Source organism: Streptomyces fagopyri, from assembly GCF_009498275.1.
Taxonomy (GTDB): domain Bacteria; phylum Actinomycetota; class Actinomycetes; order Streptomycetales; family Streptomycetaceae; genus Streptomyces; species Streptomyces fagopyri.
In genome coordinates this window covers 8,531,069-8,551,480 of sequence record NZ_CP045643.1, presented here as the reverse complement: position 1 = coordinate 8,551,480, position 20,412 = coordinate 8,531,069, and the positions used below count along the sequence as shown (strand labels likewise).

The 20,412-nt window shown below is 72.7% G+C and carries 23 protein-coding genes; 11 read left to right on the top strand and 12 right to left on the bottom strand.

The genetic code is table 11. From position 1 onward, the window contains the following. The first annotated feature begins 19 nt into the window (after window positions 1-19). Genes GFH48_RS38770 through GFH48_RS36965 form a run of 3 tightly spaced genes read left to right on the top strand, consistent with a single transcriptional unit; the run spans window position 20 to window position 1,166 of the window. On the top strand, window positions 20-166 hold the full coding sequence (locus tag GFH48_RS38770; RefSeq protein WP_194280784.1) for a hypothetical protein: 147 nt from the start codon (window positions 20-22) through the stop codon (window positions 164-166). Then, window positions 163-741: a PRC-barrel domain-containing protein gene (locus tag GFH48_RS36970; RefSeq protein ID WP_153292413.1), complete on the top strand. Its 579-nt coding sequence runs from the start codon at window positions 163-165 to the stop codon at window positions 739-741. The genes GFH48_RS38770 and GFH48_RS36970 overlap by 4 nt, the downstream gene beginning before the upstream one ends. Continuing rightward, window positions 738-1,166 (top strand): PRC-barrel domain-containing protein, encoded by a 429-nt coding sequence (locus GFH48_RS36965; RefSeq protein ID WP_153292412.1) that lies wholly within the window; start codon window positions 738-740, stop codon window positions 1,164-1,166. Before GFH48_RS36970 ends, GFH48_RS36965 begins: the two co-directional genes overlap by 4 nt. Window positions 1,167-1,574: 408 nt before the next feature. Here GFH48_RS36965 and GFH48_RS36960 read toward each other — a convergent pair whose 3' ends face one another. Continuing rightward, window positions 1,575-1,985, bottom strand: coding sequence for a hypothetical protein (locus GFH48_RS36960; RefSeq protein WP_153292411.1), 411 nt, complete (start codon window positions 1,983-1,985; stop codon window positions 1,575-1,577). Between the two features lie 383 nt (window positions 1,986-2,368). On the opposite strand from GFH48_RS36960, the gene GFH48_RS36955 reads away from it, so the two are divergent. Further along, window positions 2,369-2,746, top strand: a complete 378-nt coding sequence (locus GFH48_RS36955; protein WP_153292410.1) for a nuclear transport factor 2 family protein — start codon at window positions 2,369-2,371, stop codon at window positions 2,744-2,746. Window positions 2,747-3,220: 474 nt separating this feature from the next. On the opposite strand, the gene mgrA is transcribed toward GFH48_RS36955, so the two are convergent. Beyond that, window positions 3,221-4,210: an L-glyceraldehyde 3-phosphate reductase gene (gene mgrA / locus GFH48_RS36950; RefSeq protein WP_153292409.1), complete on the bottom strand. Its 990-nt coding sequence runs from the start codon at window positions 4,208-4,210 to the stop codon at window positions 3,221-3,223. 127 nt (window positions 4,211-4,337) lie between these two features. Here mgrA and GFH48_RS36945 point away from each other — a divergent pair, with 127 nt between their 5' ends. The 3 genes from GFH48_RS36945 to GFH48_RS36935 all read left to right on the top strand — a co-directional run bounded on the left by GFH48_RS36945 (window position 4,338) and on the right by GFH48_RS36935 (window position 7,040). Next, the gene (locus GFH48_RS36945; protein WP_153292408.1) at window positions 4,338-5,231 is read left to right on the top strand and encodes a LysR family transcriptional regulator; all 894 of its coding nucleotides are present in this window, start codon (window positions 4,338-4,340) and stop codon (window positions 5,229-5,231) included. A gap of 266 nt (window positions 5,232-5,497) precedes the next feature. Beyond that, the gene (locus tag GFH48_RS36940; protein WP_153292407.1) at window positions 5,498-6,337 is read left to right on the top strand and encodes a DUF1206 domain-containing protein; all 840 of its coding nucleotides are present in this window, start codon (window positions 5,498-5,500) and stop codon (window positions 6,335-6,337) included. Between the two features lie 187 nt (window positions 6,338-6,524). Then, window positions 6,525-7,040, top strand: coding sequence for a mycothiol transferase (locus GFH48_RS36935; RefSeq protein ID WP_153292406.1), 516 nt, complete (start codon window positions 6,525-6,527; stop codon window positions 7,038-7,040). On the opposite strand, the gene GFH48_RS36930 is transcribed toward GFH48_RS36935, so the two are convergent. Both GFH48_RS36930 and GFH48_RS36925 read right to left on the bottom strand, forming a co-directional pair. Continuing rightward, window positions 7,022-8,092: an adenosine deaminase gene (locus GFH48_RS36930; protein ID WP_153292405.1), complete on the bottom strand. Its 1,071-nt coding sequence runs from the start codon at window positions 8,090-8,092 to the stop codon at window positions 7,022-7,024. The genes GFH48_RS36935 and GFH48_RS36930 overlap by 19 nt on opposite strands. Before the next feature lie 81 nt (window positions 8,093-8,173). Continuing rightward, window positions 8,174-8,566 carry a VOC family protein gene (locus GFH48_RS36925; protein WP_153292404.1) on the bottom strand — a complete coding sequence of 131 codons (393 nt, stop codon included), beginning with the start codon at window positions 8,564-8,566 and terminating at the stop codon, window positions 8,174-8,176. A 334-nt stretch (window positions 8,567-8,900) separates the two neighbouring features. Here GFH48_RS36925 and GFH48_RS36920 point away from each other — a divergent pair, with 334 nt between their 5' ends. The 3 genes from GFH48_RS36920 to GFH48_RS36910 all read left to right on the top strand — a co-directional run bounded on the left by GFH48_RS36920 (window position 8,901) and on the right by GFH48_RS36910 (window position 11,437). Beyond that, on the top strand, window positions 8,901-9,647 hold the full coding sequence (locus GFH48_RS36920) for a phosphatase PAP2 family protein (protein WP_153292403.1): 747 nt from the start codon (window positions 8,901-8,903) through the stop codon (window positions 9,645-9,647). Then, window positions 9,601-10,653, top strand: a complete 1,053-nt coding sequence (locus GFH48_RS36915; RefSeq protein WP_153292402.1) for a bile acid:sodium symporter — start codon at window positions 9,601-9,603, stop codon at window positions 10,651-10,653. The genes GFH48_RS36920 and GFH48_RS36915 overlap by 47 nt, the downstream gene beginning before the upstream one ends. Window positions 10,654-10,726: 73 nt before the next feature. Beyond that, window positions 10,727-11,437, top strand: a complete 711-nt coding sequence (locus GFH48_RS36910) for a dienelactone hydrolase family protein (RefSeq protein WP_153292401.1) — start codon at window positions 10,727-10,729, stop codon at window positions 11,435-11,437. A gap of 99 nt (window positions 11,438-11,536) precedes the next feature. On the opposite strand, the gene GFH48_RS36905 is transcribed toward GFH48_RS36910, so the two are convergent. From GFH48_RS36905 to GFH48_RS36870, 8 genes are all read right to left on the bottom strand, one after another. Further along, window positions 11,537-12,448: an oxidoreductase gene (locus GFH48_RS36905; RefSeq protein WP_153292400.1), complete on the bottom strand. Its 912-nt coding sequence runs from the start codon at window positions 12,446-12,448 to the stop codon at window positions 11,537-11,539. A 142-nt stretch (window positions 12,449-12,590) separates the two neighbouring features. Beyond that, window positions 12,591-12,989, bottom strand: a complete 399-nt coding sequence (locus tag GFH48_RS36900) for a nuclear transport factor 2 family protein (protein ID WP_153292399.1) — start codon at window positions 12,987-12,989, stop codon at window positions 12,591-12,593. A 246-nt stretch (window positions 12,990-13,235) separates the two neighbouring features. Beyond that, window positions 13,236-14,558 carry an aldehyde dehydrogenase family protein gene (locus tag GFH48_RS36895; RefSeq protein WP_153292398.1) on the bottom strand — a complete coding sequence of 441 codons (1,323 nt, stop codon included), beginning with the start codon at window positions 14,556-14,558 and terminating at the stop codon, window positions 13,236-13,238. Between the two features lie 269 nt (window positions 14,559-14,827). Beyond that, window positions 14,828-15,985 (bottom strand): Gfo/Idh/MocA family protein, encoded by a 1,158-nt coding sequence (locus GFH48_RS36890; protein WP_153292397.1) that lies wholly within the window; start codon window positions 15,983-15,985, stop codon window positions 14,828-14,830. Between the two features lie 132 nt (window positions 15,986-16,117). Continuing rightward, window positions 16,118-16,699: a TetR/AcrR family transcriptional regulator gene (locus GFH48_RS36885; protein WP_153292396.1), complete on the bottom strand. Its 582-nt coding sequence runs from the start codon at window positions 16,697-16,699 to the stop codon at window positions 16,118-16,120. Between the two features lie 76 nt (window positions 16,700-16,775). Further along, window positions 16,776-17,378 (bottom strand): TetR/AcrR family transcriptional regulator, encoded by a 603-nt coding sequence (locus GFH48_RS36880; protein ID WP_228121161.1) that lies wholly within the window; start codon window positions 17,376-17,378, stop codon window positions 16,776-16,778. Between the two features lie 103 nt (window positions 17,379-17,481). Beyond that, complete coding sequence (locus GFH48_RS36875) at window positions 17,482-18,672, bottom strand: RNA polymerase sigma factor (RefSeq protein ID WP_153292394.1); 1,191 nt, start codon at window positions 18,670-18,672, stop codon at window positions 17,482-17,484. Next, window positions 18,672-19,019: a YciI family protein gene (locus tag GFH48_RS36870; protein ID WP_153292393.1), complete on the bottom strand. Its 348-nt coding sequence runs from the start codon at window positions 19,017-19,019 to the stop codon at window positions 18,672-18,674. The genes GFH48_RS36875 and GFH48_RS36870 overlap by 1 nt, the downstream gene beginning before the upstream one ends. Window positions 19,020-19,124: 105 nt before the next feature. On the opposite strand from GFH48_RS36870, the gene GFH48_RS36865 reads away from it, so the two are divergent. Further along, the gene (locus GFH48_RS36865) at window positions 19,125-20,201 is read left to right on the top strand and encodes an acyl-CoA dehydrogenase family protein (RefSeq protein ID WP_153292392.1); all 1,077 of its coding nucleotides are present in this window, start codon (window positions 19,125-19,127) and stop codon (window positions 20,199-20,201) included. Window positions 20,202-20,412 lie beyond the last annotated feature (211 nt).

The following is a 20,412-nucleotide window of genomic DNA, read 5'->3' as shown; positions in this document are numbered from 1 at the left end:
GGAAGTCCGGAGGTGGGCGATGGTCTGGTGGATGTGGCCGGTCGTCGTGGTCGCGGCCCTGGCGCTGCTGGGCGCGGCGGTGGTCTGGGTGCAGACGAGCAGGCGGTCGGGGACCGTCATCGCCGTGCAGCGCGGACGGCGGTTCGGGAAGCGGGACGTGCGATGAGCGAGCTGACGGCCGCGCGCAGCCTGGCAGGACGACCGGTGGTCACCCTGGGGGGTGACGTGGTCGCGCAGATCAAGGACACCGTTTTCGACGGACCGGCGGGACGCGTCACCGGATTCACGCTGAGCGGCCGGGGCCTGCTCGCGGGACCGCTGAAGCAGAGCCTGCCCTGGAGCGCGGTGCACTCGGTCGGCCACGACGCCGTCATGATCCGCGGCCGCGAGGTCCTCGCCGAACCGGCCGCGGTGGTCGCGCGGGGCGAGGCCGCGCACGGACGGGTGGTGGGCGCCAAGGTGCTCACGGACGCGGGCACGGAGGTCGGCACCGTACTCGACCTCGTCGTGGAGGCGGGCGTCAGCGGGCGTGTGGTGGGGTTCCGGATCGCCGCCCACGAGACACCGAAGTCCGGTTCGCGACGCCGTCGCCGCAAGGTGTTCGTCCCCCGGGGCGAGACCCTCGCCGTGTCCGGGCAGGCGCTCGTCATTCCCGCGGACGCGACCCGGTTCGTCGCCGACGACCTGGCGGGTTTCGCCGCCCAGATCGACGCGTTCCACGCGACGGGAGAGACTCCGTGACGCTGTTCTCCGAGCTCAACGGTCTGCCGGTCGTCACCCTCGGGGAGGCGGCCCGGATCGGTGTGGTCAAGTCGCTCACGATCGACGCCGAGGCCGGGGTGGTCAGCCGGCTGCGGATCGCGCGGGCGCGCGGCCGCAAGGAGACCTCACTCGCCTGGGACGTGCTGCACGCGGTCGGCCCCGACGCCCTGCTGGTCCGTTCGGACACCGTCCTGGACGCCCTGCCGCCCACGGGTCCGCCGCATCACGAAGCCCTGGGCGCGCGGGTCCTGACCGAGAGCGGCGACGAACGCGGGACCGTGCGGGACATCGCCTTCGACCCCGCCACCGGCCGGATCGAGGAGATCCGCACGACGTCCGGCGGGTTTCCCGGCGAGCTGCTGACCGGGCTCGGGGACTACGCACTCGTCGTACGGACGGGCTGAGACGGCGGCGGACGGGCTGGGCCCCCTGCCGTGGCGGACGCACAGGCTGCGCCCCCTGCCGTACGGACAGGCTGCGCCCCCCCTGCCGTACGGACGGGCTCAGGCTGTGGGGCCGACGGACGGACTGAGTCCCTTGCCGTACGGACGGGCTGAGTCCCTTCCTGTCCGGACAGGAAGGGACTCTTCGGAACACCGGTGATCGGCACAGGGGCGATCCGGCGCGCTGGACGCGGGCGGCCGGGGGACGTGTCGGATCCGCCGCGCGAATGCCGCTCCGGAGCGGTCCGTGACGGGTCCGATCGTCACGGAGAGCGGTCGGTCCGGCGGACGGCGTCGACGCGGGTGCGGGTACGGGTGCCGGTTCCGGTGCGCCGTGGACCGGCGGCGCGGAGGCCGGCCGCCGGGTGGTCAGGCGGCCGAGGTGCCGAGTACGGCGGCGGTCCGCTGCATGCGCAGCGCGTCCACGGATTCGGCGAGCAGTTCGTACTCGGTGGTGTCGTCGCTCGTGGCGATGCGGACGAGCTTCCCGGCGGCCAGCTCCTCGGCGACCAGCTCCTGCTGACCACTGTCCCCGCACCAGGCGCGCAGCATGCTGGGCACGTCCGGGACGGTGTCCGACACCGGGGCGATCGAGTTCGGCGGGAAAGTGGGGTCGTCGGGCTGCGGGTCGAGCCGTTCGGCCATCCACGAAGCGCGGTCCCGCATCCACCACAGGGCCAGCGCCAGGGTGGGCGCCCGGTACGTTCCCAGGGGGACGCCGACGCGTCTGCCCCCGCACACTCCGTACGCGGTGACGTGGCACAGGAATTCGTCGTGCACGATCACTCCCCCATGGCGACGCTCGCTGCCGGGCCGGCCTCACTTTCCCTGCGGCTCGTTCACTGCGCGCGGCTCGTCCGCGGTCGACGGTCGTACCGGGCATCCGTGGTACACAGTGGTGCTGCGCTCGGGCGTGGCTGAATCGCCCTCCTTATCGAGTATCGCCACTCCTGACACTCTGTCACCATGCCATTCCAGCCAGTCTCTTGGCATATTCACCTACCCCCTTGGCCGAAAGGCGACCCGCCGCCCTTACCCGTGGGGTAATCGACGCCGTCGGGAGCCGCCGGGCATCGTTGCGGTACCGGATGACGGCGCGCCACCGCACCTCCGTATCCGGCTCCCGACCAGTCCGTATCCCTTTCGCCGGAGGCTGATCAGCCATGTCCGAGAACACCGACCGTTACGAGTCCGCCGTCGCCCGGTACCTGGAGGCCTGGAACGCGGGTGAACCCGACGCGCTCGCCAAGGCGGTCGCCGCCGCCTGGAGCGCCGACGGCGGCTACACCGACCCGCTGGCCGACGTGCGCGGACACGCGGGGATCGCCGCCGTGATCTCGGCGGCGCACGAGCGGTTCCCGGGGTTCTCCTTCCGGCTCGCGGGGAGGGTCGACGGGCACCACGACATCGCGCGATTCGGCTGGGAACTGGTCGACGACGCGGACGGCTCGGCGCCCGTCGCCGGATTCGACGTGATCACCCTGGACGACGACGGCCGGATCCGCACCGTGCACGGATTCCTCGACCGCGTGCCGGCGTAGTCCGACCGCTCCTCTTTCGGCCCGCGCGGGTCCGTGTCCCGCTGCGCGGCGCGCGGGCCCGCGACGGGTTCCGCCGCTTTCCGCGGACTCCGGAACGGGACACCCACCGGAACGGAACGGGACAGCCACCGGAAGCGGAGGCCGTGACCGCGCGCTGCGGCTGGTCGAGCAGCCGGCACAGCACGGGGGCCGCCGCGTCGGCGGCGGCCCCCAAAAGCAGCAGCGGCGCCGGGGCGTGCGGCGGCGGCTTCCGGCCCGCCCGGCCCGTCGCGACAAGGCCGATGACGAGGACGACGCGGAAGCCCGCGTGCCGCCCCGCGCCGTCGCCCCGGTGGCGGCCGACCGCCACCGGGGCCTCAGCGAGCGTCTCCCGGCCCGATCAGCGGGCCCGGGGAGTCCGGGAAGGTCGTCACCCTGGTCACCCATGGTGAGCGGCGCGAGGTGAACCGGGCCCGAGGGCCCGGCCGCCGTGCGTCACCGCTTGATGATCGCGTCGATCCGGGCCAGCTCCTCCTCGTCGAAGTCCAGCGCGCGGGTGGCCGTCACGCTGTCCTCCAGCTGCTGGGTGCTGCTCGCGCCGATGAGCGCGGAGGTCACCCGGCCGCCGCGCAGGACCCAGGCCAGGGCCATCTGCGCCAGGGACTGGCCGCGGGCCTCGGCGATCCCGGCGAGGGCGCGCAGCTGCTCCACGAGGTCCTCGGTGACCGTGTCGGCGCTCAGGAAGGGGCTGTCGCTCGCGGCGCGCGACCCCTCCGGGATGCCGTCGAGGTAGCGGCTGGTGAGCAGGCCCTGCTCCAGCGGGGAGTAGGCGATGGAGCCGACCCGCAGCTCGTCGAGCGTGTCCAGGAGCCCGTCCTCGGGCCGGCGGTCGAGCATCGAGTAGCGCGGCTGGTGGATGAGGAGCGGGGTGCCCAGCTCACCGAGGATGCGGGCGGCCTCCCGGGTCTCCTCCGGCGAGTAGTTGGACACACCGACGTAGAGGGCCTTGCCCTGCTGGACCGCCGAGTGCAGGGCTCCCATCGTCTCCTCGAAGGGGGTCTCGGGGTCGGGGCGGTGCGAGTAGAAGATGTCCACGTAGTCGAGGCCCATCCGGGCCAGGCTCTGGTCGAGCGAGGACAGCAGGTACTTGCGCGAGCCCCATTCGCCGTACGGGCCCGGCCACATCAGGTATCCGGCCTTGGTCGAGATGACCAGTTCGTCGCGGTAGGACGCGAAGTCGGCCTTCAGGGCGTCACCGAGCGCGGACTCGGCCGCGCCGGGCGGCGGACCGTAGTTGTTGGCCAGGTCGAAGTGGGTGACCCCGAGGTCGAACGCGCGACGCAGGATCGCGCGTTGGGTCTCCGCCGGCCGGTCGGGGCCGAAGTTGTGCCACAGGCCGAGGGACAGCGCGGGAAGTTTCAGGCCGCTGCGTCCGGTGCGCCGGTAGGGCATGTCCGCGTAACGGTCGGTGTGTGCGGTGTACAACGCGTGCTCCTGGAAGGCCGGGAAAACAGGTGTCCACTCTCGCGTGCGCACGGTACAGAGGTCCAACGGGAGAATCGGATCGGATTCAGCGAAGGGGACTCTCAATCGGCCGGTACGCTTGTGCCCCATGGAACTGCGCCATCTCCAGCACTTCGTCGCCGTCGCGGAGGACCAGCATTTCACCCGGGCGGCCGAGCGTCTGATGGTGTCGCAGTCGGGTCTGTCGTCCTCGATCCGTGCCCTGGAGCGGGAGCTCCAGGCCCCGCTCTTCGTGCGCACCACCCGGCGGGTCACGCTCACGGAGGCCGGTCGCGCCCTGCTGGGCGAGGCGGAGCGGGTGCTCGCCCAGGTCCGCGCGGCCCACGACGCCGTGGCGGCCGTGCAGGGTCTGCTGCGCGGCACGCTCTCGCTCGGCACCGAGCAGTGCATCGCCGGAGTGCACGTGGCGAAGCTCCTCATCGCGTTCCGGCGGCGCCATCCCGACGTGGAGATCCGGTTGCGGCAAGCGGGCTCCGGCGCGCTCGCCGAGGAGGTCGCGGCGGGGCGGCTCGACCTGGCCTTCGCGGTGAAGACGCAGCCGGACAGCGACCAGCTGCGCTCCGTCCCGCTGACGAGCGAGCCGATGACGGTGCTCTGCCATCCGGCGCACCACCTCGCGACGTCCGCCGTGGTCACCCCTGAGGACCTGGGCGGCGAGGCGTTCGTCGACTTCCACCCCGACTGGGGGCCGCGCCGCATCACCGACGCGGCCTTCGCCGAGGCGGGCGTCAGACGGACCGTGACACTCGAGGTCAGTGACGTGCACAGTCTCCTGGAGCTCGTCGGCGCGGGCCTCGGCATCGCCGTCGTGCCCCGGCACTTCGGTCTCAAGCGTGAAGCCGCCGGACTCACGTCGCTCCTGCTGAAGGACGCGGGTGACGCGCCGTACGAGACCGTCGCCATGCTCCCGCCGCCGGATGCCACGAGCCCGGCGGCCCGCGCCCTGATGGCCCTGCTCGAGGCGTCCGAGGACGAGCACTGACGCATACCGGCGGACATCGACGAATCCCGGTGCACGCCGACGAGCGTTGACGCTCCCCGGCTGACACCGGCGGACCGGCGCGCATCCACGAACCGGCGGACCACCCCTGACGGACCACCCCTGACCTGCGGACTCGGGCGCACCAGCGCGGGCCGGTCCCGACGCGCCTGCGCCGGGCGCCTCGGCACCGGCTGCCCGGCCCGGTCGCGCCGCGCGCGTGCGTGTGGCATCCCGGAGCGGGGGCAACCGGACACCGGGAGGTCTACATGAACGCGAGTACGACGACACGGACCGGACGGATCCAGGCCCGGCGCGCGGCGCGGGGCCCGGTGACGGAGTACGCGGCGAGGGCCGGTCTGACCGCGCGGGGCGTGATCTATCTGCTGGTCGGCGTACTGGCATTGCAGATCGCCTTCGGGGACAGCGGAAAGCAGGCGGACCGCGGCGGCGCGCTCGCGGAGATCGCGCAGAAGCCCTTCGGTGCCGTGGTGCTGTGGGCGCTGGGCCTCGGGCTGGTGGGCATGGCGCTGTGGCGCCTGTCCGAGGTGGTCTTCGGTTCCGCGGGGCCTGACGGCGGTGAGGCCAAGAAGCGGCTGCTGTCGGCCGGCCGGTGCGTCTTCTACTCCTTCGTCGCCTATTCCGTGCTGTCGTTCGCGGCGGGCGCGCGCGGCAGCGGGAGCGGATCCAGCGACCGTCAGTCGCAGGACGTGACGGCGAAGGTCCTGGGGCTGCCCGCCGGGCAGTGGATCGTGGGCGCGGCCGGGGCCGGGATCGTCGTGGCGGGCGTGTGGGTCGGCACCCGGGCCGTCCTGCGCAAGTACCACAAGAAGCTGAAGCTCGGCGAGATGTCGACGCGGACCCGACGCTTGGTGGACGTCACCGGAGTGGGCGGTGGCGCGGCGCGCGGGCTGGTGTTCGCCGTGGCGGGGTCCTTCGCCATCCGCGCGGCGGTCGAGTTCGAACCGGACCAGGCCAAGGGGATGGACAACACGATCCGGTCGTTCGCCGGCACCCCGGCGGGACCGTGGCTGCTGGTGTGCGTCGCGGCCGGACTCGTCCTCTTCGGTCTGTTCTCCTTCGCCATGGCCCGCTGGCGCAGGGTCTGAGAGCGGCATCCTGTCGGTACGGGTGGGTGCGCGGACCTCGCGCACCCACCCGTCCGCGTTCACCCACCCGCCCGCGTCCGTCCGCGGGACCGCGCCCGCGCTCCCGCGTCACGGGCCGTGGATCGCGGGGGCGCCCGGAAACCGGTTTCCGGGCGCAGGGGGCGGCGGGATGCGCGATGGTGGACGGATGCACGCAAAGGACATCCTCGTCGACGCGTTCGGCCGCATCCAGGAAGACGTCCACGCCGCCGTCGAGGGACTCCCCCCGGAGACCCTCAACGCGCGTCCCGTCGAGAGCGTCAACTCCGTGTCATGGCTGGTCTGGCATCTCAGCCGTGTCCAGGACGACCATGTCGCCGCGGCCGCCGGCCTCGACCAGGTCTGGCTGACACAGGGCTGGGAGACGCGGTTCGGGCTCGACCTGCCGCGCCACGACACGGGGTACGGTCACAGCCCCCGGAAGGTGGCCGAGGTCCGGGTCGAATCGGGTGAGCTGCTGCTCGGGTACTACGACGCCGTGCACGACCAGACGCTGGCCTTCCTGCGCGCGCTCACCGCCGCGGAACTCGACCGTGTCGTGGACGAGCGCTGGACCCCGGCGGTCACCCTCGGCGTACGGCTGGTGAGCGTCCTGGCCGACGATCTGCAGCATGTCGGCCAGGCCGCCTACGTCCGGGGGCTCCTTCAGAGCGCGGCTTCGTAACCGGGCAGGACGACGTCCCGGATGAGCGCCGCGCGCTCGTCGAACGGGATGAACGCGCTCTTGAGGGCGTTCACCGTGACCGTGCGCAGGTCCTCGACCGTCCAGCCCGCCTCCTCGACCAGCAGCGACATCTCGCGGGTCATCGTCGTGCCCGAGACCAGCCGGTTGTCGGTGTTGAGGGTGACGCGGAAGCCGAGGTCCCGCAGGGCGGTGATGGGATGGTCGGCGATCGAGGTGGCCGCGCCCGTCTGGAGGTTGGAGGTGGGGCACATCTCCAGGGCGATGCGGCGGTCGCGCACCCAGCCCGCGAGGCGGCCGAGTTTGCCGTCGACGATGTCCTCGGTGATGCGGACGCCGTGGCCGATGCGCTGGGCACCGCAGACCTGGAGGGCCTGGTGGATGCTCGGCAGTCCGTGGGCCTCGCCGGCGTGGATGGTGAACGGCACGCTCTCGCGGCGCAGGTGCTCGAACGCGTCGAGGTGGTCGGCGGGCGGGAAGCCGTCCTCGGCGCCGGCGATGTCGAAGCCGACGACCCCGGCGTCCCGGAACGCCACCGCGAGGTCGGCGATCTCACGGGTGCGGTCGAACATGCGCATCCCGCACAGCAGCGTGCCGACCCGGACCGGGGTGCCCGCGGCGGCGGCCTTGGCCATACCGGCCGCCAGGCCCTCCTGCACGGTCTCGACGACCTCGGGCAGGGTCAGCCCGCCGTTCACCATCAGCTCGGGCGCGTAGCGCACCTCGCCGTAGACGACACCGTCCTCGGCCAGGTCGAGGACGTACTCCTCGGCGGTGCGCAGGAGTCCCTCGCGGGTCTGCATCACGGCGAGGGTGTGCTCGAAGGTGGCTATGTAGCGCACCAGGTCACCGGAGTTGGCTGCCTCGTAGTACCAGGCGGCGAGTGCGCGCGGGTCGGTGGTGGGCAGCGTGTGGCCGACGGCCCCGGCGAGCTCCACGAGGGTGTCCGGGCGCAGACCGCCGTCGAGGTGGTCGTGCAGCACGGCCTTGGGGAGACGGCGGATGGTGTCGGTGTCGATGCGGGGCGCGGTCATGCGTGTCTGTTTCCTCGGCAGGTCGGTTCTGGGTGGTGGCGCGGTGCGGGGGCCGTGCGGCCGAACGGCGGGGCCGCGGGGCTACACGGCGGGCTGCAGAAGGTCCCAGCGGTTTCCGTACAGGTCCTGGAAGACGGCCACCGAGCCGTACGGCTCGTGGCGCGGCTCCTCCAGGAAGGTCACGCCGGCGGCACGCATACGCGCGTGGTCGCGGGCGAAGTCGTCGGTGTGGAGGAAGAAACCCACTCGGCCCCCGGTCTGGTCGCCGACCCGGGCACGCTGCGCCTCGTTCTTGCCCCGGGCCAGGAGCAGTCCGCCGCCAGCGCCCTCCGGGCCCGGCTCGACGACGACCCATCGCGAGCCGTCGGGCCGCGGCTCGTCCTCGGCCAGCCGGAACCCGAGTGCCTCGGTGTAGAAGCGGATCGCCTCGTCGTAGTCGTCGACGACGAGGGTGACCAGGGCGATGCGTCTCATCAGGGCCTCTCCGGAGGTACGTGCGTTATACGTAACACGTAGGGTACGACATTCCGCCCCGTGCTCGGTCCGCACGAGCGCGCGGCCCGTCGGCGACGCAGGGGGGAAAGGGCGTGCCGGCTCTTTCGGCCCTCTCGGGAACGATCCCCGCGGCATTTGCGTCTACAGTTATGTAGACAGTCTGTGGGTTCGCAGTCGGCGCGGACGGCGTGCGTCCGCGTGTCCGCGCCCCTCCAGGGAAGGGACCTTCCGCGATGTCCGCAGCGCCGCGCACCGTGCCCGTCCGGGCGGCCCGTGCCCGGGGCGCCCTCGTGAAGCGCGACGGAGCGCCGTCGTGAGGCGCGCGGACACGGCCGACCTCGCGGGATCGACCGCCGTGGGGAGCCTGGTCGCCTTCGTCCTGCTCACCCTGGTCGTGACCGGCCGGGACGGCGCCACACTCTTCGGCGACGCCGGCCTCAGCACCTGGTCGGCGGGCCACCGCCCGGCCGTGGCCCTGGCTCTGGCCCGAGGGGTCACGTACACCGGGACGGGCCTCGTGCCGTACGCCCTGGTCGTCCTGGCGGGTGTCGTCCTGGGGCGCACCGCGCGGGAGCGGTTCCTGCGCGCCCTCGGCTGTGTCGGCTGCCTCGCCGCCGCCCAAGCCGTGCGGTACGCCGTGATGACCCTGGTCGCCCGTCCCCGCCCCCCGGTCGCGGAGTGGGCCACGCACGCGTCCGGGTGGTCCTTCCCCTCGGGTCACACCACCACGTCCGCCGTCAGCGGCGGGCTGCTGGTCCTCGCACTGCAGGCTCGGGCCCCGCGCGCCGGACGGCCGCTCGCCCTGGTGGTCGGCTGCTGGTCCGTCCTCGTCGGGCTGAGCCGGGTCTATCTGGGCGTCCACTGGTTCTCCGACGTGCTCGGCGGCTGGCTGTTCGGCCTGTGCTGGCTGAGCCTCACCGTCCACCTCGTCGCCCGCTTCGCGCCACCCGCGCGCTCCTCCATACCGGCGCTCCGTTCCCGCCCCGATGCCCTGACGACGGAAGAGCGCCGCGATGACCCCCACTCCCGCCGCAAGTTCCCCCCTCAGCCTCCTCCGTAGCCACCTCGGCTGGGCCGTCGGCGCGGCCTACCTCGCCGCCGCGACCGTATCGGCGCCTGGTCTGTGGCTGCGCCGCCCGCACACGATCGGCGACGGCGGAGTCATCGAGGTCGCCTTACGGACGCCGCATCTCCTGCTCTCGCTGGTGCTGTTCACCGCCGGCCTCCAGGTGCCGGTCCACCAGCTGCGGGCCCTGCTCGTCCGGCCCGTCCCGCTGCTGACCGGCCTGATCCTCCATCTGGTCGCACCCCTGCTGATCATCCCCGGCGTGGCCTTCGCTCTGCACCGGACCCCGGACAGCGACGGCGGCAGCGGACTGGTCGCGGCGATGATCCTGATCGCCGCGATGCCCGTGGCGGCCGGTGCCACCGTGTGGACGAGCAGGGGCGAGGGTGACCAGCCTACGACCGTCGGACTGGTGCTGGCGTCGACGATCGTCGGCCCGCTCACGATCCCGGTGACCATGACGGCCCTGTGTCCGCTGCTGCGCGGAGGCTACGCGGAGGCGCTGACGCACGCCGCCCGGACCGCCGGGCACGATTTCGCGCTGACCGGAGTCCTGCTCCCGTGCGCCGCCGGCATCCTGTCCCGGCTCGTCCTGCCGGGCCGCCCCCTGCGCCTGGTGCTCGGCTTGGCACCGCCCGCCTCCCTGTTCGGGTCGCTCCTGCTGACGTACATCAACGCCAGCGGCGTCCTGGGGCCTTTCCTCGCCCGTCCGGAGCCGGTGCTGATGGCGGCCGCGCTGGCCGTCGCCGCCCTGGTGTGCGGGCTGTCGTTCGGCCTGGGCCGGATCACCGCCCGGATGCTGCGCCTGGACACTCCCACGGGTGCCTCGGTGACGCTGGCCTGCGGAATGAACAACAGCAGCGCGAGCGCGGTCCTCATCACCACGGCCCTGCCCGACAGACCCCACGTGCTGCTGCCGGTACTGGCCTACAGCCTGCTGCAGAAGGTGGCCGCGGGCCGCGTCGTGCGGGCCGGGGCCGGGAAGCGCGCCCGCGCATGACATCGTTGGCAGTGATCCGGGACCGGTTCCACCGGCCCCCTGACAAGCGCTGTCCCCACAGGAGTTGAGAGCCATGTCCGAGCTGCCGAAGCCGACCGGAGCCCCGGCCCATCAGAACGTGACCTTCCCCAGTGCCGGAACCACCGCCCACGGCTATCTGGCGTTGCCGCCGTCCGGTCGGGGGCCGGGTGTGATCGTCATCCAGGAGTGGTGGGGCCTGACCGACCACATCGCGCAGGTCGCCGACCGGCTGGCCGCGGAGGGCTTCGTGGCCCTCGCCCCCGACCTGTACGGCGGCAACGTCGCCCATGACAGCGGTGAGGCCTTCCGGATGATGCAGGACCTGCCCGTCGCGCGAGGCGTCGACCTGCTCTCCGGCGCGGTCGACCACCTGCTCGGCCTGCCCGAGGTCACCTCGGACACCGTGGGCGCGGTCGGCTTCTGCATGGGCGGAGGCTTCGTCCTGTACCTCGCGGCGGCCGACCCGCGGGTCGGCGCGGCGGTGCCGTTCTACGGCGTCATCCAGGGCGAGATGCCCGACTTCTCGGGTCTCAAGGCGGAGATCCTCGGCCACTACGGCGAGCTCGACACGAGCATCCCCAAGGAGAGCCTGGAGCAGTTGGGCGAGGCGGTCGGGCGGCAGTCCGGCGTCACCCCGGACCTCCGTCTCTACCCCGCCGACCACGCCTTCTTCAACGACGGCCGACCGGAGACGTACGACCCCGAGTCGGCCGAGCGCGCGTGGGAGAGCACGGTGCCCTTCCTGCACGCGCGGCTGGGCTGAACCTTCCGGTCTCGACGGCGCCGGCCGGGGAGACCCGGACCGGGGCCGGGCGGGCCGCCCGGGGCGTGAGTCGCTCGGTGCGACGGCCGGGCGTCGCGATCAGTCCCCCGGCCGGTGGACCGCGTCCAGTCGGGCCACCTCGTCGTCGGTGAGCCGCAGCGCACCCGCGGCGATGTTCTCGGTGAGGTGGTCCGGGTTGCCGGTGCCGGGAATGGCCAGTACGTGCGGGCCCTGCCGCAGCGTCCACGCCAGACGGATCTGCGCGGGGGTGGCGTCGTGGGCCCGCGCGACGGCGAGCACCTCACCGTCCGAACCGTGCGTACCACCGGGGCCCTTCGCGCCGCCCTTGCCGGCGATCGCGAAGAACGGCACGAACGCGATACCCAAGTCCCCGCAGACACGCAGCAGTTCGTCGGTTCCGGGATCGGTGGAGCCGAGGCCGTAGCGGTTCTGCACGCACACCACGGGCGCGATGGCCCGCGCCTCCGCCAGCTGCCGGGGCTCGACGTCGGAGACGCCGAGGTGCCGGATCAGGCCCGCTTCGCGCAACTCGGCGAGCGCGCCGAAGTGTTCGGCGATCGAGTCCTGCCCCATCCGGCGCAGGTTCACCACGTCGAGATGGTCGCGCCCGAGCTGGCGCAGATTCTCCTCGACATGGGAACGCAGTTGGTCCGGCCGGGCGGCGGCGCCCCACTCCCCCGCGTAGTCGCGGTACGGGCCCACCTTCGTGACGATCACCAGATCGTCGTCGTACGGTGCCAGCGCGCTGTTGATCAGTTCGTTCGCGGAACGCAGCGCCGAGAAGTAGAAGGCGGCGGTGTCGATGTGATCGACACCGAGCTCGATCGCGCGCCGCAACACGGCGATCGCGCGGTCACGGTCGCTCGGCGTACCCCGGTGGAAGGGCCCGCTGCCCGTGAGCCGCATGGCGCCGAACCCGATGCGGTTGACGTCGAGATCTCCGAGTCGCCAGGCACCCGCGGCCGCCGCGGTGATCATCTCTGAGGTCATCGTGGCAGTTTCGCACACGGCCCTGCGGGGTCAGGTCGACGGCCTCCGCGGCGAGCGGGCCTCCGGCGCCGTCCCGCCACGGGAAGCCGGACCGGCGCCGGATCTCCCGCCGGATCGGTCCAGGGTGCCCACGCCACGACGGTCAGGGGTGGTCGTACCAGGCGAACGCCGAGATACGCCAACCCGCGGAAGTGCGCACGAACTGAATGGTCTTGACCCCGCCGCCCTCGAACGGCTCACCGTCGAGAATCCCGGACTTGCGGTACTCGCCGACGCGCGAGGCGACATCGCCGGCGATGTCGGTCCGTTCGGAGGTCTCCCATTCGCGGAACTCGACCAGCCGGCCGTCGCCCAGCAGCGTCCGGCGGGGCGCGATGAACTCCTCGACCGTGTAGACGGTGAAGTCCGGGCCCGTCTTGACGATCACACCGCCGGGAAGGACCAGCCGGCGGAGGCGTTCCAGGTCGGCGGTCCTGCCACCCCGGTTGTCGAAGGCGCCGAAGAACTCGGCGGTTACCAGGTCGATCTCAGTCTGGGACACGCCGCGACGCTAACACGGGCCCGCGTGACCCCGTACGGTCACCTGGCAACCCTCTTCGCGGGCGCGGAGCCGGCCCGGTCGACCGGGGTGGGCGCGGGTCCACCGAAGTCGGCACGGGTCTGACCGAGTCGGCATGGGTCCGCCGAAGTCGACACCGGTGCGCCGGAGCCGCCCCGGTCGCCGGTCATCGCTCGGTGGGCACCGTACTCGCCTGCGCCCACCTCAGCTCCTGAGCTTCTCGGCGCCTCAGCTCAGCGGCTTCTCCAGTACCGCCTTGCGGTGGCTGAACGTCTCGATGGAGTAGCGGCCGTGGTAACTGCCCATGCCGCTCTCGCCGACTCCGCCGAACGGCAGGTCGGAGACGGTCAGATGGGCCAGCGGCAACCCGAGGCCGAGCCCTCCGGACGAGGTCTCTGCGGCCATCCGCTCCCGGGTGGTGTCCGACTCGGTGAAGACGTAGAGGGCCAGCGGCTTGTCACGGTCGTTGATGAAGTCGACGGCCTCGTCCAGGCCTGACACCGTCACGATCGGCAGGATCGGGCCGAAGATCTCCTCCCGCATGACGGGCGCCTCGGGGTCGACGTCCGCGAGAACGGTCGGCGCGAGGTACTTGGTGGCACGGTCGCCGGTGCCGCCCGTCACGGTGCGGCCGGAGTCGAGCAGGGAGCCGAGCCGGTCGAAGTGGCGCTCGTTGACGATCCGTCCGTACTCGGTGGACCGCCGCGGCTCGGTGCCGAACAGCTCCTCCACGGCGCGGACGAGTTCGGGCTCCAGCGCGCGTGCGGTCTCCGGGTCGGTGAGGACGTAGTCGGGCGCGACGCAGGTCTGGCCGGCGTTCAGGAACTTGCCGCGGGCGAGCCGGTCGGCGACGACGGCCAGGTCGGTGTCGCGGTCGACGAACGCCGGTGACTTTCCGCCCAGTTCGAGCACCACCGGGGTGAGGTGTTCCGCGGCGGCCCGCATCACTATGCGGCCGACGACGCCGTTGCCGGTGTAGAAGATGTGGTCGAAGCGCTCTGCCAGCAGCGCGGTGGTCTCCGCCACGGCGCCCTCGACGACCGCGACGGCGTCGGTGTCGAGATACCGGGGCAACAGCCGTGCGACGGCGGCCGAGGTGGCGGGGGCGAGTTCGCTGGGCTTGACGACGACCGTGTTGCCCGCGGCCAGCGCGCCGAGCATCGGCGTCAGCAGGAGCTGGACGGGATAGTTCCAGGGAGCGATGACCAGGACCACGCCCAGCGGGTCGTACCGCGTCCACGCGGTCGCGTCCGCGCCGAGGTACGCCGGGACCGGAGCGGCCTGCGGGCGCAGCCACCCGTCGAGGTGTTCCAGGGTGTGGTCGATCTCCCGGACGGTGAAGTCGATCTCGGTGCGGTAGGCCTCGGTGGAGCTCTTGCCGAGATCGGCGTGGAGCGCCTGCGCGAGGTCCTCGCCGTGCGCCGTGAGCATCTCGCGCAGTCCGCGCAGCTGGGCCGTGCGCCACTCGACGGGCTTGGTACGGCCGGAGCGGAAGGTGGCGCGCAGCCGGGCCACGAGGTCGGCGGGCTGCTCGGGGGTGGGGTGGGTCACGGGTCCCTCGCTGGTCGGAGCGGACCGGGTGGTCCGCGCACTGGGTCGCACGGCCTCTCGGCGCGCGCACTGGCCTTCGTCGAGACTACGGGCTCGATGTAATTGCCAACCTTTCAGGTGCCCAAGTACATTCCGGCTACACGAAGGCCACCCTCCGCCATCGGCCGATTACCCGACCTGTCACGGACGCCGGGTGGGTGGGGGCCGACGCGTCCGCGGCGCCCCCCCCGGGGGGGGCCGCGGACGCGGTCCGCCCGTCGTACCGTCGGTCAGCGGCCGTCCGCCGTCGTCGCGGACCCGGTGGGGACCGTCGCGGGTGTCCGGGTCGTGACGGGTGTCCGGGTCGCGCCCGTGGCGGCGGCCTGTTCGATGGCGTCGATCAGCCGGTGGCGCGCGAGGGCGTGGGCGAAGTCGGGCACGGTGTGGGTCCCGTCGGCCAGATCGCGCGCGAAGCGCTCGTACAGCCGTGCCACATTGGCGGCCGGTGAGGCGGCGAGGTCCGGAGACAGACCGCCCGTGTACGACGCGGGCACCGGCAGCGGTGCCGTCACCGCGTCGGCGCCCCGGCCGCCCGCCAGCGTGAGCGCCGCGACCTGCATGTTGCCCCAGTCGGCGGTCAGCACGAGATCTCCCTCGGTGCCGTTGATCTCCCAGCGGAAGTTCCCGGCGCGCGAGGTGCCGCCGCGATAGAAGACCGACGCGGAGGCGCCGCCGGCGAGCGTACCGATCACGGCGACCTGGTCGGCCGCCGTGACGGGAACGCTCCGGCCGTCCTCCGCGACCGTCGCCCGGGTGCGGCCCACCACCAGGTTCGCGGCAACGGACTCGAACTCGCCGAGCACGTGGTGCAGCGGGTCGAGGGCGTGCAGCGTGGGTGAGGTGAGGGGCGTCGCACCGTTCGCCCTGTCGTACCAGTACGCCTGGCCGTGGGTGGCGACCTCCGGTCCCCAGACCATGCCGGAACCGGAGAGGGTGGTGCCCAGCACCCTGCCGACGTATCCGTCGCGGATCAGGTCGCGGGCGAAGCGGACCTCGGGCGCGTACCGTCCCTGCAGTCCCACGACGGTGCGGACCCCGGCCGCCCCGGCACGCTGGGACAGCAGCTCCGCCTCGGCCAGGCCGTTGCCCAGCGGCCATTCGCTGTAGACCATCTTGCCCGCGTCGAGGGCCGCGGAGACCAGTTCGAGGTGCTCGGTCACCTTCACCGCGACGACGACCAGATCGACGCCGGGATGGGCGACCAGGTCCTGATGGTTGTCGTAGGCCGGCACCCCGTACTCGGCCGCCGCGGCCCGCGCCGAACTGGGCCGGGAGGTGCTGACGGCCCGCAGCTCGAAGGCCGCCGAGGCGTTGATCGCGGGGATGTGCGAGAGGGAGGCCCACCCACTGGTGCTGCCGCCGATGACGCCCACGCCTGTCGGTTCCATGTTCGGGGTCCTTTCGAAGTCGGACTTCTTCGGTGAGTGATCTTTAACAGTCGTTCCATAATTTGGGTACACGAATGTGTGTACGCCGAGGCTCCGCCGTACGCGCGATGGCCGCGCGTCCGCGGAATCCGTTCAGTCCAGGCAGCCCAGCGCGACCTCCGCGGACCGCATCAGGGCGGCACGATCGGGATCGATCGCGCCCATGACACGCAGCCCCTGAAGGCTGGTCACCAGGAAGGCGGCGAGGTCGCCCGCGGCACGCTCCGACGGGATCCGGCCGCGCAGCTGCCCCTCGGCGATCACGTCGAACAGGGCGAGCTCCAACGACCGGGTCGTCGAGCGGAGCCGCTGCCCCACCCGCACGTCGTCACGGGCCCGCTCCATCGCCGCGGCGACGACCAGGCAGGCGAGTCGGCTGCCGTCGCGGGCGATCTCGTCGACCGCGCCCACGAAGACCTCGCGGATCACCTCGCGGGCGTCGCCACCGGAGCGGAGCAGGTCGGTGAGCGGCACGGCGTAGCTCTGGCGGTAGAGATCGAGGGCGGCCAGATAGAGGCCCTCCTTACTGCCGAAGGCCGCGTAGATCGAGCCACTGCCCAGCCCTGTCGCCTCGGCCAGGTCCCGCATCGAGGTGCCTTCGTACCCCGTACGCCGGAAGGCCTCCATCGCCGCCGCCACGACGGCGTCCGTGTCGAACTCTCGGGTTCGTGCCATGGGAAGACGGTACCTCTATCTGGAACGAACGCCAAACAATTATGCCGGAACGGGACCGCCCCCGGCCGCGGCGGTCTCACCCCCGCCGCGTGGCGCTGTCGCGCAACTGCTGGATGCCCAGGTCGAGGGCGGCCTCCAGATGCGTCGTCCGTCCGGTGGACAGCAGCACCACGACACCGCCCTGAATGCCGGCCAGCAGCGCGGCCGCCGAACGGTCGGCGTCCACGCCCGGACCGATCTCCCCCTGGCGCTGCATCGCCCGGACGCCCTCGGCGATCTCGCCCTGCCACTTGTCCAGCAGTTCGGCGACGACCGCCCGGGCCCCCGGGGTGCTCCGCCCCAGTTGCGACATCAGCATGTTCAGCGGGCACTGCTGCCCCTGCCCCCGGTAGCGGGCGACCACGGTGTCACGCCAGGCGAGCCAGGCACCCCACGACGTGAGGTCGCCCAGTTCGGGCCGCTGGTCGGCGAGCACCTGGTCGGCCTCGAAGCGCGCCACCGCGAGCAGGAGTTCCTCCTTGCCGCCGGGGAAGTAGTGGAACAGCTGGCTCTTGCTGGTGCCGGTCCGCGCCCGCACGTCGTCCAAGGTCGTGACGACGACGCCCCGCTCCCGCATCTCGGCGGCCGCTCCCTCGATGATCCGGCCGCGCGTGGCCGCCCCCTTGGCGGTGAGCTTCACGGTCCCTCCCTCTTCCGGACCCGCCGATTTCCGGACCCGCCGGTCTTCCGCACGTGCCGGTCCAGTTCCACCGTGCCAGCTTCGCATCCCGCACGACCGCCCTTCACTCGCCCGCGAGTGCCGCCCGGCTCCGTTCGAGGCGGGCGCGCTCCGCCGGGCTCGCGGTCAGCGCGATGGCGGCCTCGTACGCCCCTACGGCCTCGGCGGTCCGGCCGAGACGGCGCAGCAGATCGGCGCGTACGGCGTGGAAGGCGTGGTAGCCGCCGAGGTCGAGCACCTCGACCAGGGCGAGCGCCGGTCCGGGGCCTTCGACCTCGCCGACGGCGACGGCCCTGTTGAGGGCGACCACGGGGCTCGGGGTGAACTGCGTCAACTGGTCGTAGAGCCGGAGGATCTGGCCCCAGTCGGTGTCGGCGGCGGTCGGGGCGTCGCTGTGCACGGCGTTGACGGCGGCCTGGATCTGGTACGGGCCCGGCCGGCCGCGGCGCAGACAGCGGCGCACCAGGTCCTGCCCCTCGGCGATCAGGTCACGGTCCCAGCGCGAACGGTCCTGGTCCGGGAGCAGGACCAGGGTGCCGTCCGGTGCCGTGCGGGCGGGCCGGCGCGATTCCACGAGGAGCATCAGCGCGAGCAGCCCGAGGGTCTCGGGCTCGTCGGGCATCAGTTCGACCAGCAGGCGGCCGAGGCGGACGGCCTCGGCGCGGAGGTCCTCCCGGCCCGCGTACCCCTCGTTGAAGATGAGGTAGACGACGGCCAGTACGCCCCTGACGCGATCCGGGAGGTCCGCGTCGCGCGGGATGCGGTACGGGATACGGGCGTCGCGGATCTTGGCCTTGGCCCGGACGATCCGCTGGGCCATGGTCGGTTCGGGGACGAGGAAGGCACGGGCGATCTGCGGAGTGGTCAGACCGCCGAGGAGACGCAGCGTGAGGGCGACCTGGGCCTGCACGGCGAGCGCCGGGTGGCAGCAGGTGAAGATCAGACGGAGCCGGTCGTCGCGCACGGGGCCCTCCTCGTCCGGTTCGTCCCGCGCGTGGAGGCGTTCGGCCTCGGCGTGCCGGGCCTCGCGCGTCGATTCGCGGCGCAGCCGGTCGACGGCACGGTTGCGGGCGGTGGTGATGATCCAGCCGGCCGGGCTCGGCGGTGTGCCCGAGCCCGGCCACGTCCGCAGGGCCGTGGTGAAGGCGTCCTGGACCGCTTCCTCGGCGAGGTCGATGTCGCCGAGGAAGCGGACGAGCACGGCGACCGCGCGGCCGTATTCGGCGCGGAAGACCGCCTCGGCGTCCAACGGCATCAGGCCTCGCCCATGAAGGGCCGCACCTCGATGGGAAGCGTCGTCGCCAGCGTCGCCCTGCGGCCCCACTCCAGCGCCGCGTCCAGATCGGGAGCCTTGATCAGGCAGATCCCGCCCAGGTACTCCTTGCTCTCGGTGTACGGGCCGTCCGTGACCAGGACGTCTCCCGCCTCGGCCCGCACCACGGTGGCCGTCTCGGGCCCGTGCAGCCCCCCGGCGAAGACCCAGGCCCCGGCCTCGCGCAGGTCCGCGTGGAGGACGTCGAGACGACGCGTGATCTCCTCCAGCACCTCGGGCGCCGGCGGCTCTCCCTGCGGCTGCAACACGCTCAGCAGGTAGTACTTCATGGTGTGCTCCTCGGGTGGCTCTCGCTCCGGATGGTCTTCACTGACTACACGAACGGGAGAGCCCCGGATCGACACACGCCACGACGACCGAGGGAGATTGTTTCGATGACCGCCCCACCGCACCCGCTCGTCTCCCGGGCCGGCCGGCTGGCGTCCGAGGTGCTCGCGCCGCACGCGGAGCGCGTCGATCAGGAGGGGGTGCCGGCGAGCAGCATCGCGGCGGTCAAACGGTCGGGGCTGCTCGGGGTGAGCGCGCCCGTCGCGTACGGCGGGTCGGCCGCGCCCGCGGCGGTGGTCCGTGAGACGGCCGAGATCCTGGCCGGGGCCTGCTGCTCGACCTGGTTCGTGCAGGCCCAGCACCACACGCCGGTGCTGACCCTGGCCCTGGCCGAGGGCGGCCTGCCGGTGCGGGAGAGGCTGCTGGGTCCGCTGGCGCGCGGGGAGCTGCTGTCCGGGGTCGCCTACGCCCAGCTGCGCGCGTATCCGCGCGTGCCGGTGCGGGTCTCGCGCGAGCGGGGCGGCTGGCGCTTCGACGGGACCGTGCCCTGGTACACCGGCTGGGGGCTCAACGACGTGATGATGCTGGCGGGCGTGACGGACGACGGGGAGGCACTGTTCGCTTTCACCGAGGCGCGCGAGCAGCCCGGTCTGAGGCCGTCGCCCCCGATGCGGCTCGCCGCGCTGACGGCCTCCCGGACGGTGTCGCTGGAGCTTGGCGGTCTGTGGCTGCCCGACGACGCGGTGGCCCTGCGGACGCCTTATGAGACGTGGGCGGCGACCGACCGTCCCAAGAACACCAACGCCTCGCCCGCCGTCTTCGGGGTCACGGCGGCGGCCCTCGACCTGCTGGACACCGGTCCGCCGGCGAAGGAGACCGCGCGGGTGCTGCGGGCCCGCCTCGGCGAAGTACGGCGGCGGGCGTACGAGCTGGCCGATCATCCCGTGCCGAGCGAGCGGATCGAGGAGCGGCTGGCGGCCAAGACGCTGGCCTACGACGTGATGCGGGCGGCCACGACCGCGGCGGTCGTGGCCGGTGGCGGCCGGGCGATGGACCTGGGCAGTCCCGCGCAGCGACTGGCCCGGGAGGGAATGTTCCTGCTCGTCCAGGGACAGACGGCGACGGTACGCACGGCACACCTCGGTGCACTGGGTGCGGCGGGTCCGGCCGGGGTGACCGGGTGACGGGGTGACCTCCTGCCCCGGAGCCGACCGGCGCCCCGGGGCCGGCCAAGACACCCGGTCGGACCAGCACGCCCGGTCGGACCGGCGCACCGGGTCGGCCCGGCGGCTCGGGCCTGCCCGATGCTGAGGGCGCGCCGGGACCGGCCTGAGCCCCGAGGCGGCCCACTGTCCCCGGTCGGTCCCGAGCCGTGGGCCGCCCGGTGTATGGGGG

Excerpts from the sequence above, each read along its gene's own strand:
- GFH48_RS38770 (WP_194280784.1), top strand. The coding sequence starts at position 20 with ATGGTCTGGTGGATGTGGCCGGTCGTCGTGGTCGCGGCCCTGGCGCTG.
- GFH48_RS36970 (WP_153292413.1), top strand. The coding sequence starts at position 163 with ATGAGCGAGCTGACGGCCGCGCGCAGCCTGGCAGGACGACCGGTGGTC.
- GFH48_RS36955 (WP_153292410.1), top strand. The coding sequence starts at position 2,369 with ATGTCCGAGAACACCGACCGTTACGAGTCCGCCGTCGCCCGGTACCTG.
- GFH48_RS36945 (WP_153292408.1), top strand. The coding sequence starts at position 4,338 with ATGGAACTGCGCCATCTCCAGCACTTCGTCGCCGTCGCGGAGGACCAG.
- GFH48_RS36940 (WP_153292407.1), top strand. The coding sequence starts at position 5,498 with ATGAACGCGAGTACGACGACACGGACCGGACGGATCCAGGCCCGGCGC.
- GFH48_RS36935 (WP_153292406.1), top strand. The coding sequence starts at position 6,525 with ATGCACGCAAAGGACATCCTCGTCGACGCGTTCGGCCGCATCCAGGAA.
- GFH48_RS36930 (WP_153292405.1), bottom strand. The coding sequence starts at position 8,092 with ATGACCGCGCCCCGCATCGACACCGACACCATCCGCCGTCTCCCCAAG.
- GFH48_RS36925 (WP_153292404.1), bottom strand. The coding sequence starts at position 8,566 with ATGAGACGCATCGCCCTGGTCACCCTCGTCGTCGACGACTACGACGAG.
- GFH48_RS36915 (WP_153292402.1), top strand. The coding sequence starts at position 9,601 with ATGACCCCCACTCCCGCCGCAAGTTCCCCCCTCAGCCTCCTCCGTAGC.
- GFH48_RS36910 (WP_153292401.1), top strand. The coding sequence starts at position 10,727 with ATGTCCGAGCTGCCGAAGCCGACCGGAGCCCCGGCCCATCAGAACGTG.
- GFH48_RS36905 (WP_153292400.1), bottom strand. The coding sequence starts at position 12,448 with ATGACCTCAGAGATGATCACCGCGGCGGCCGCGGGTGCCTGGCGACTC.
- GFH48_RS36890 (WP_153292397.1), bottom strand. The coding sequence starts at position 15,985 with ATGGAACCGACAGGCGTGGGCGTCATCGGCGGCAGCACCAGTGGGTGG.
- GFH48_RS36885 (WP_153292396.1), bottom strand. The coding sequence starts at position 16,699 with ATGGCACGAACCCGAGAGTTCGACACGGACGCCGTCGTGGCGGCGGCG.
- GFH48_RS36875 (WP_153292394.1), bottom strand. The coding sequence starts at position 18,672 with ATGCCGTTGGACGCCGAGGCGGTCTTCCGCGCCGAATACGGCCGCGCG.
- GFH48_RS36870 (WP_153292393.1), bottom strand. The coding sequence starts at position 19,019 with ATGAAGTACTACCTGCTGAGCGTGTTGCAGCCGCAGGGAGAGCCGCCG.
- GFH48_RS36865 (WP_153292392.1), top strand. The coding sequence starts at position 19,125 with ATGACCGCCCCACCGCACCCGCTCGTCTCCCGGGCCGGCCGGCTGGCG.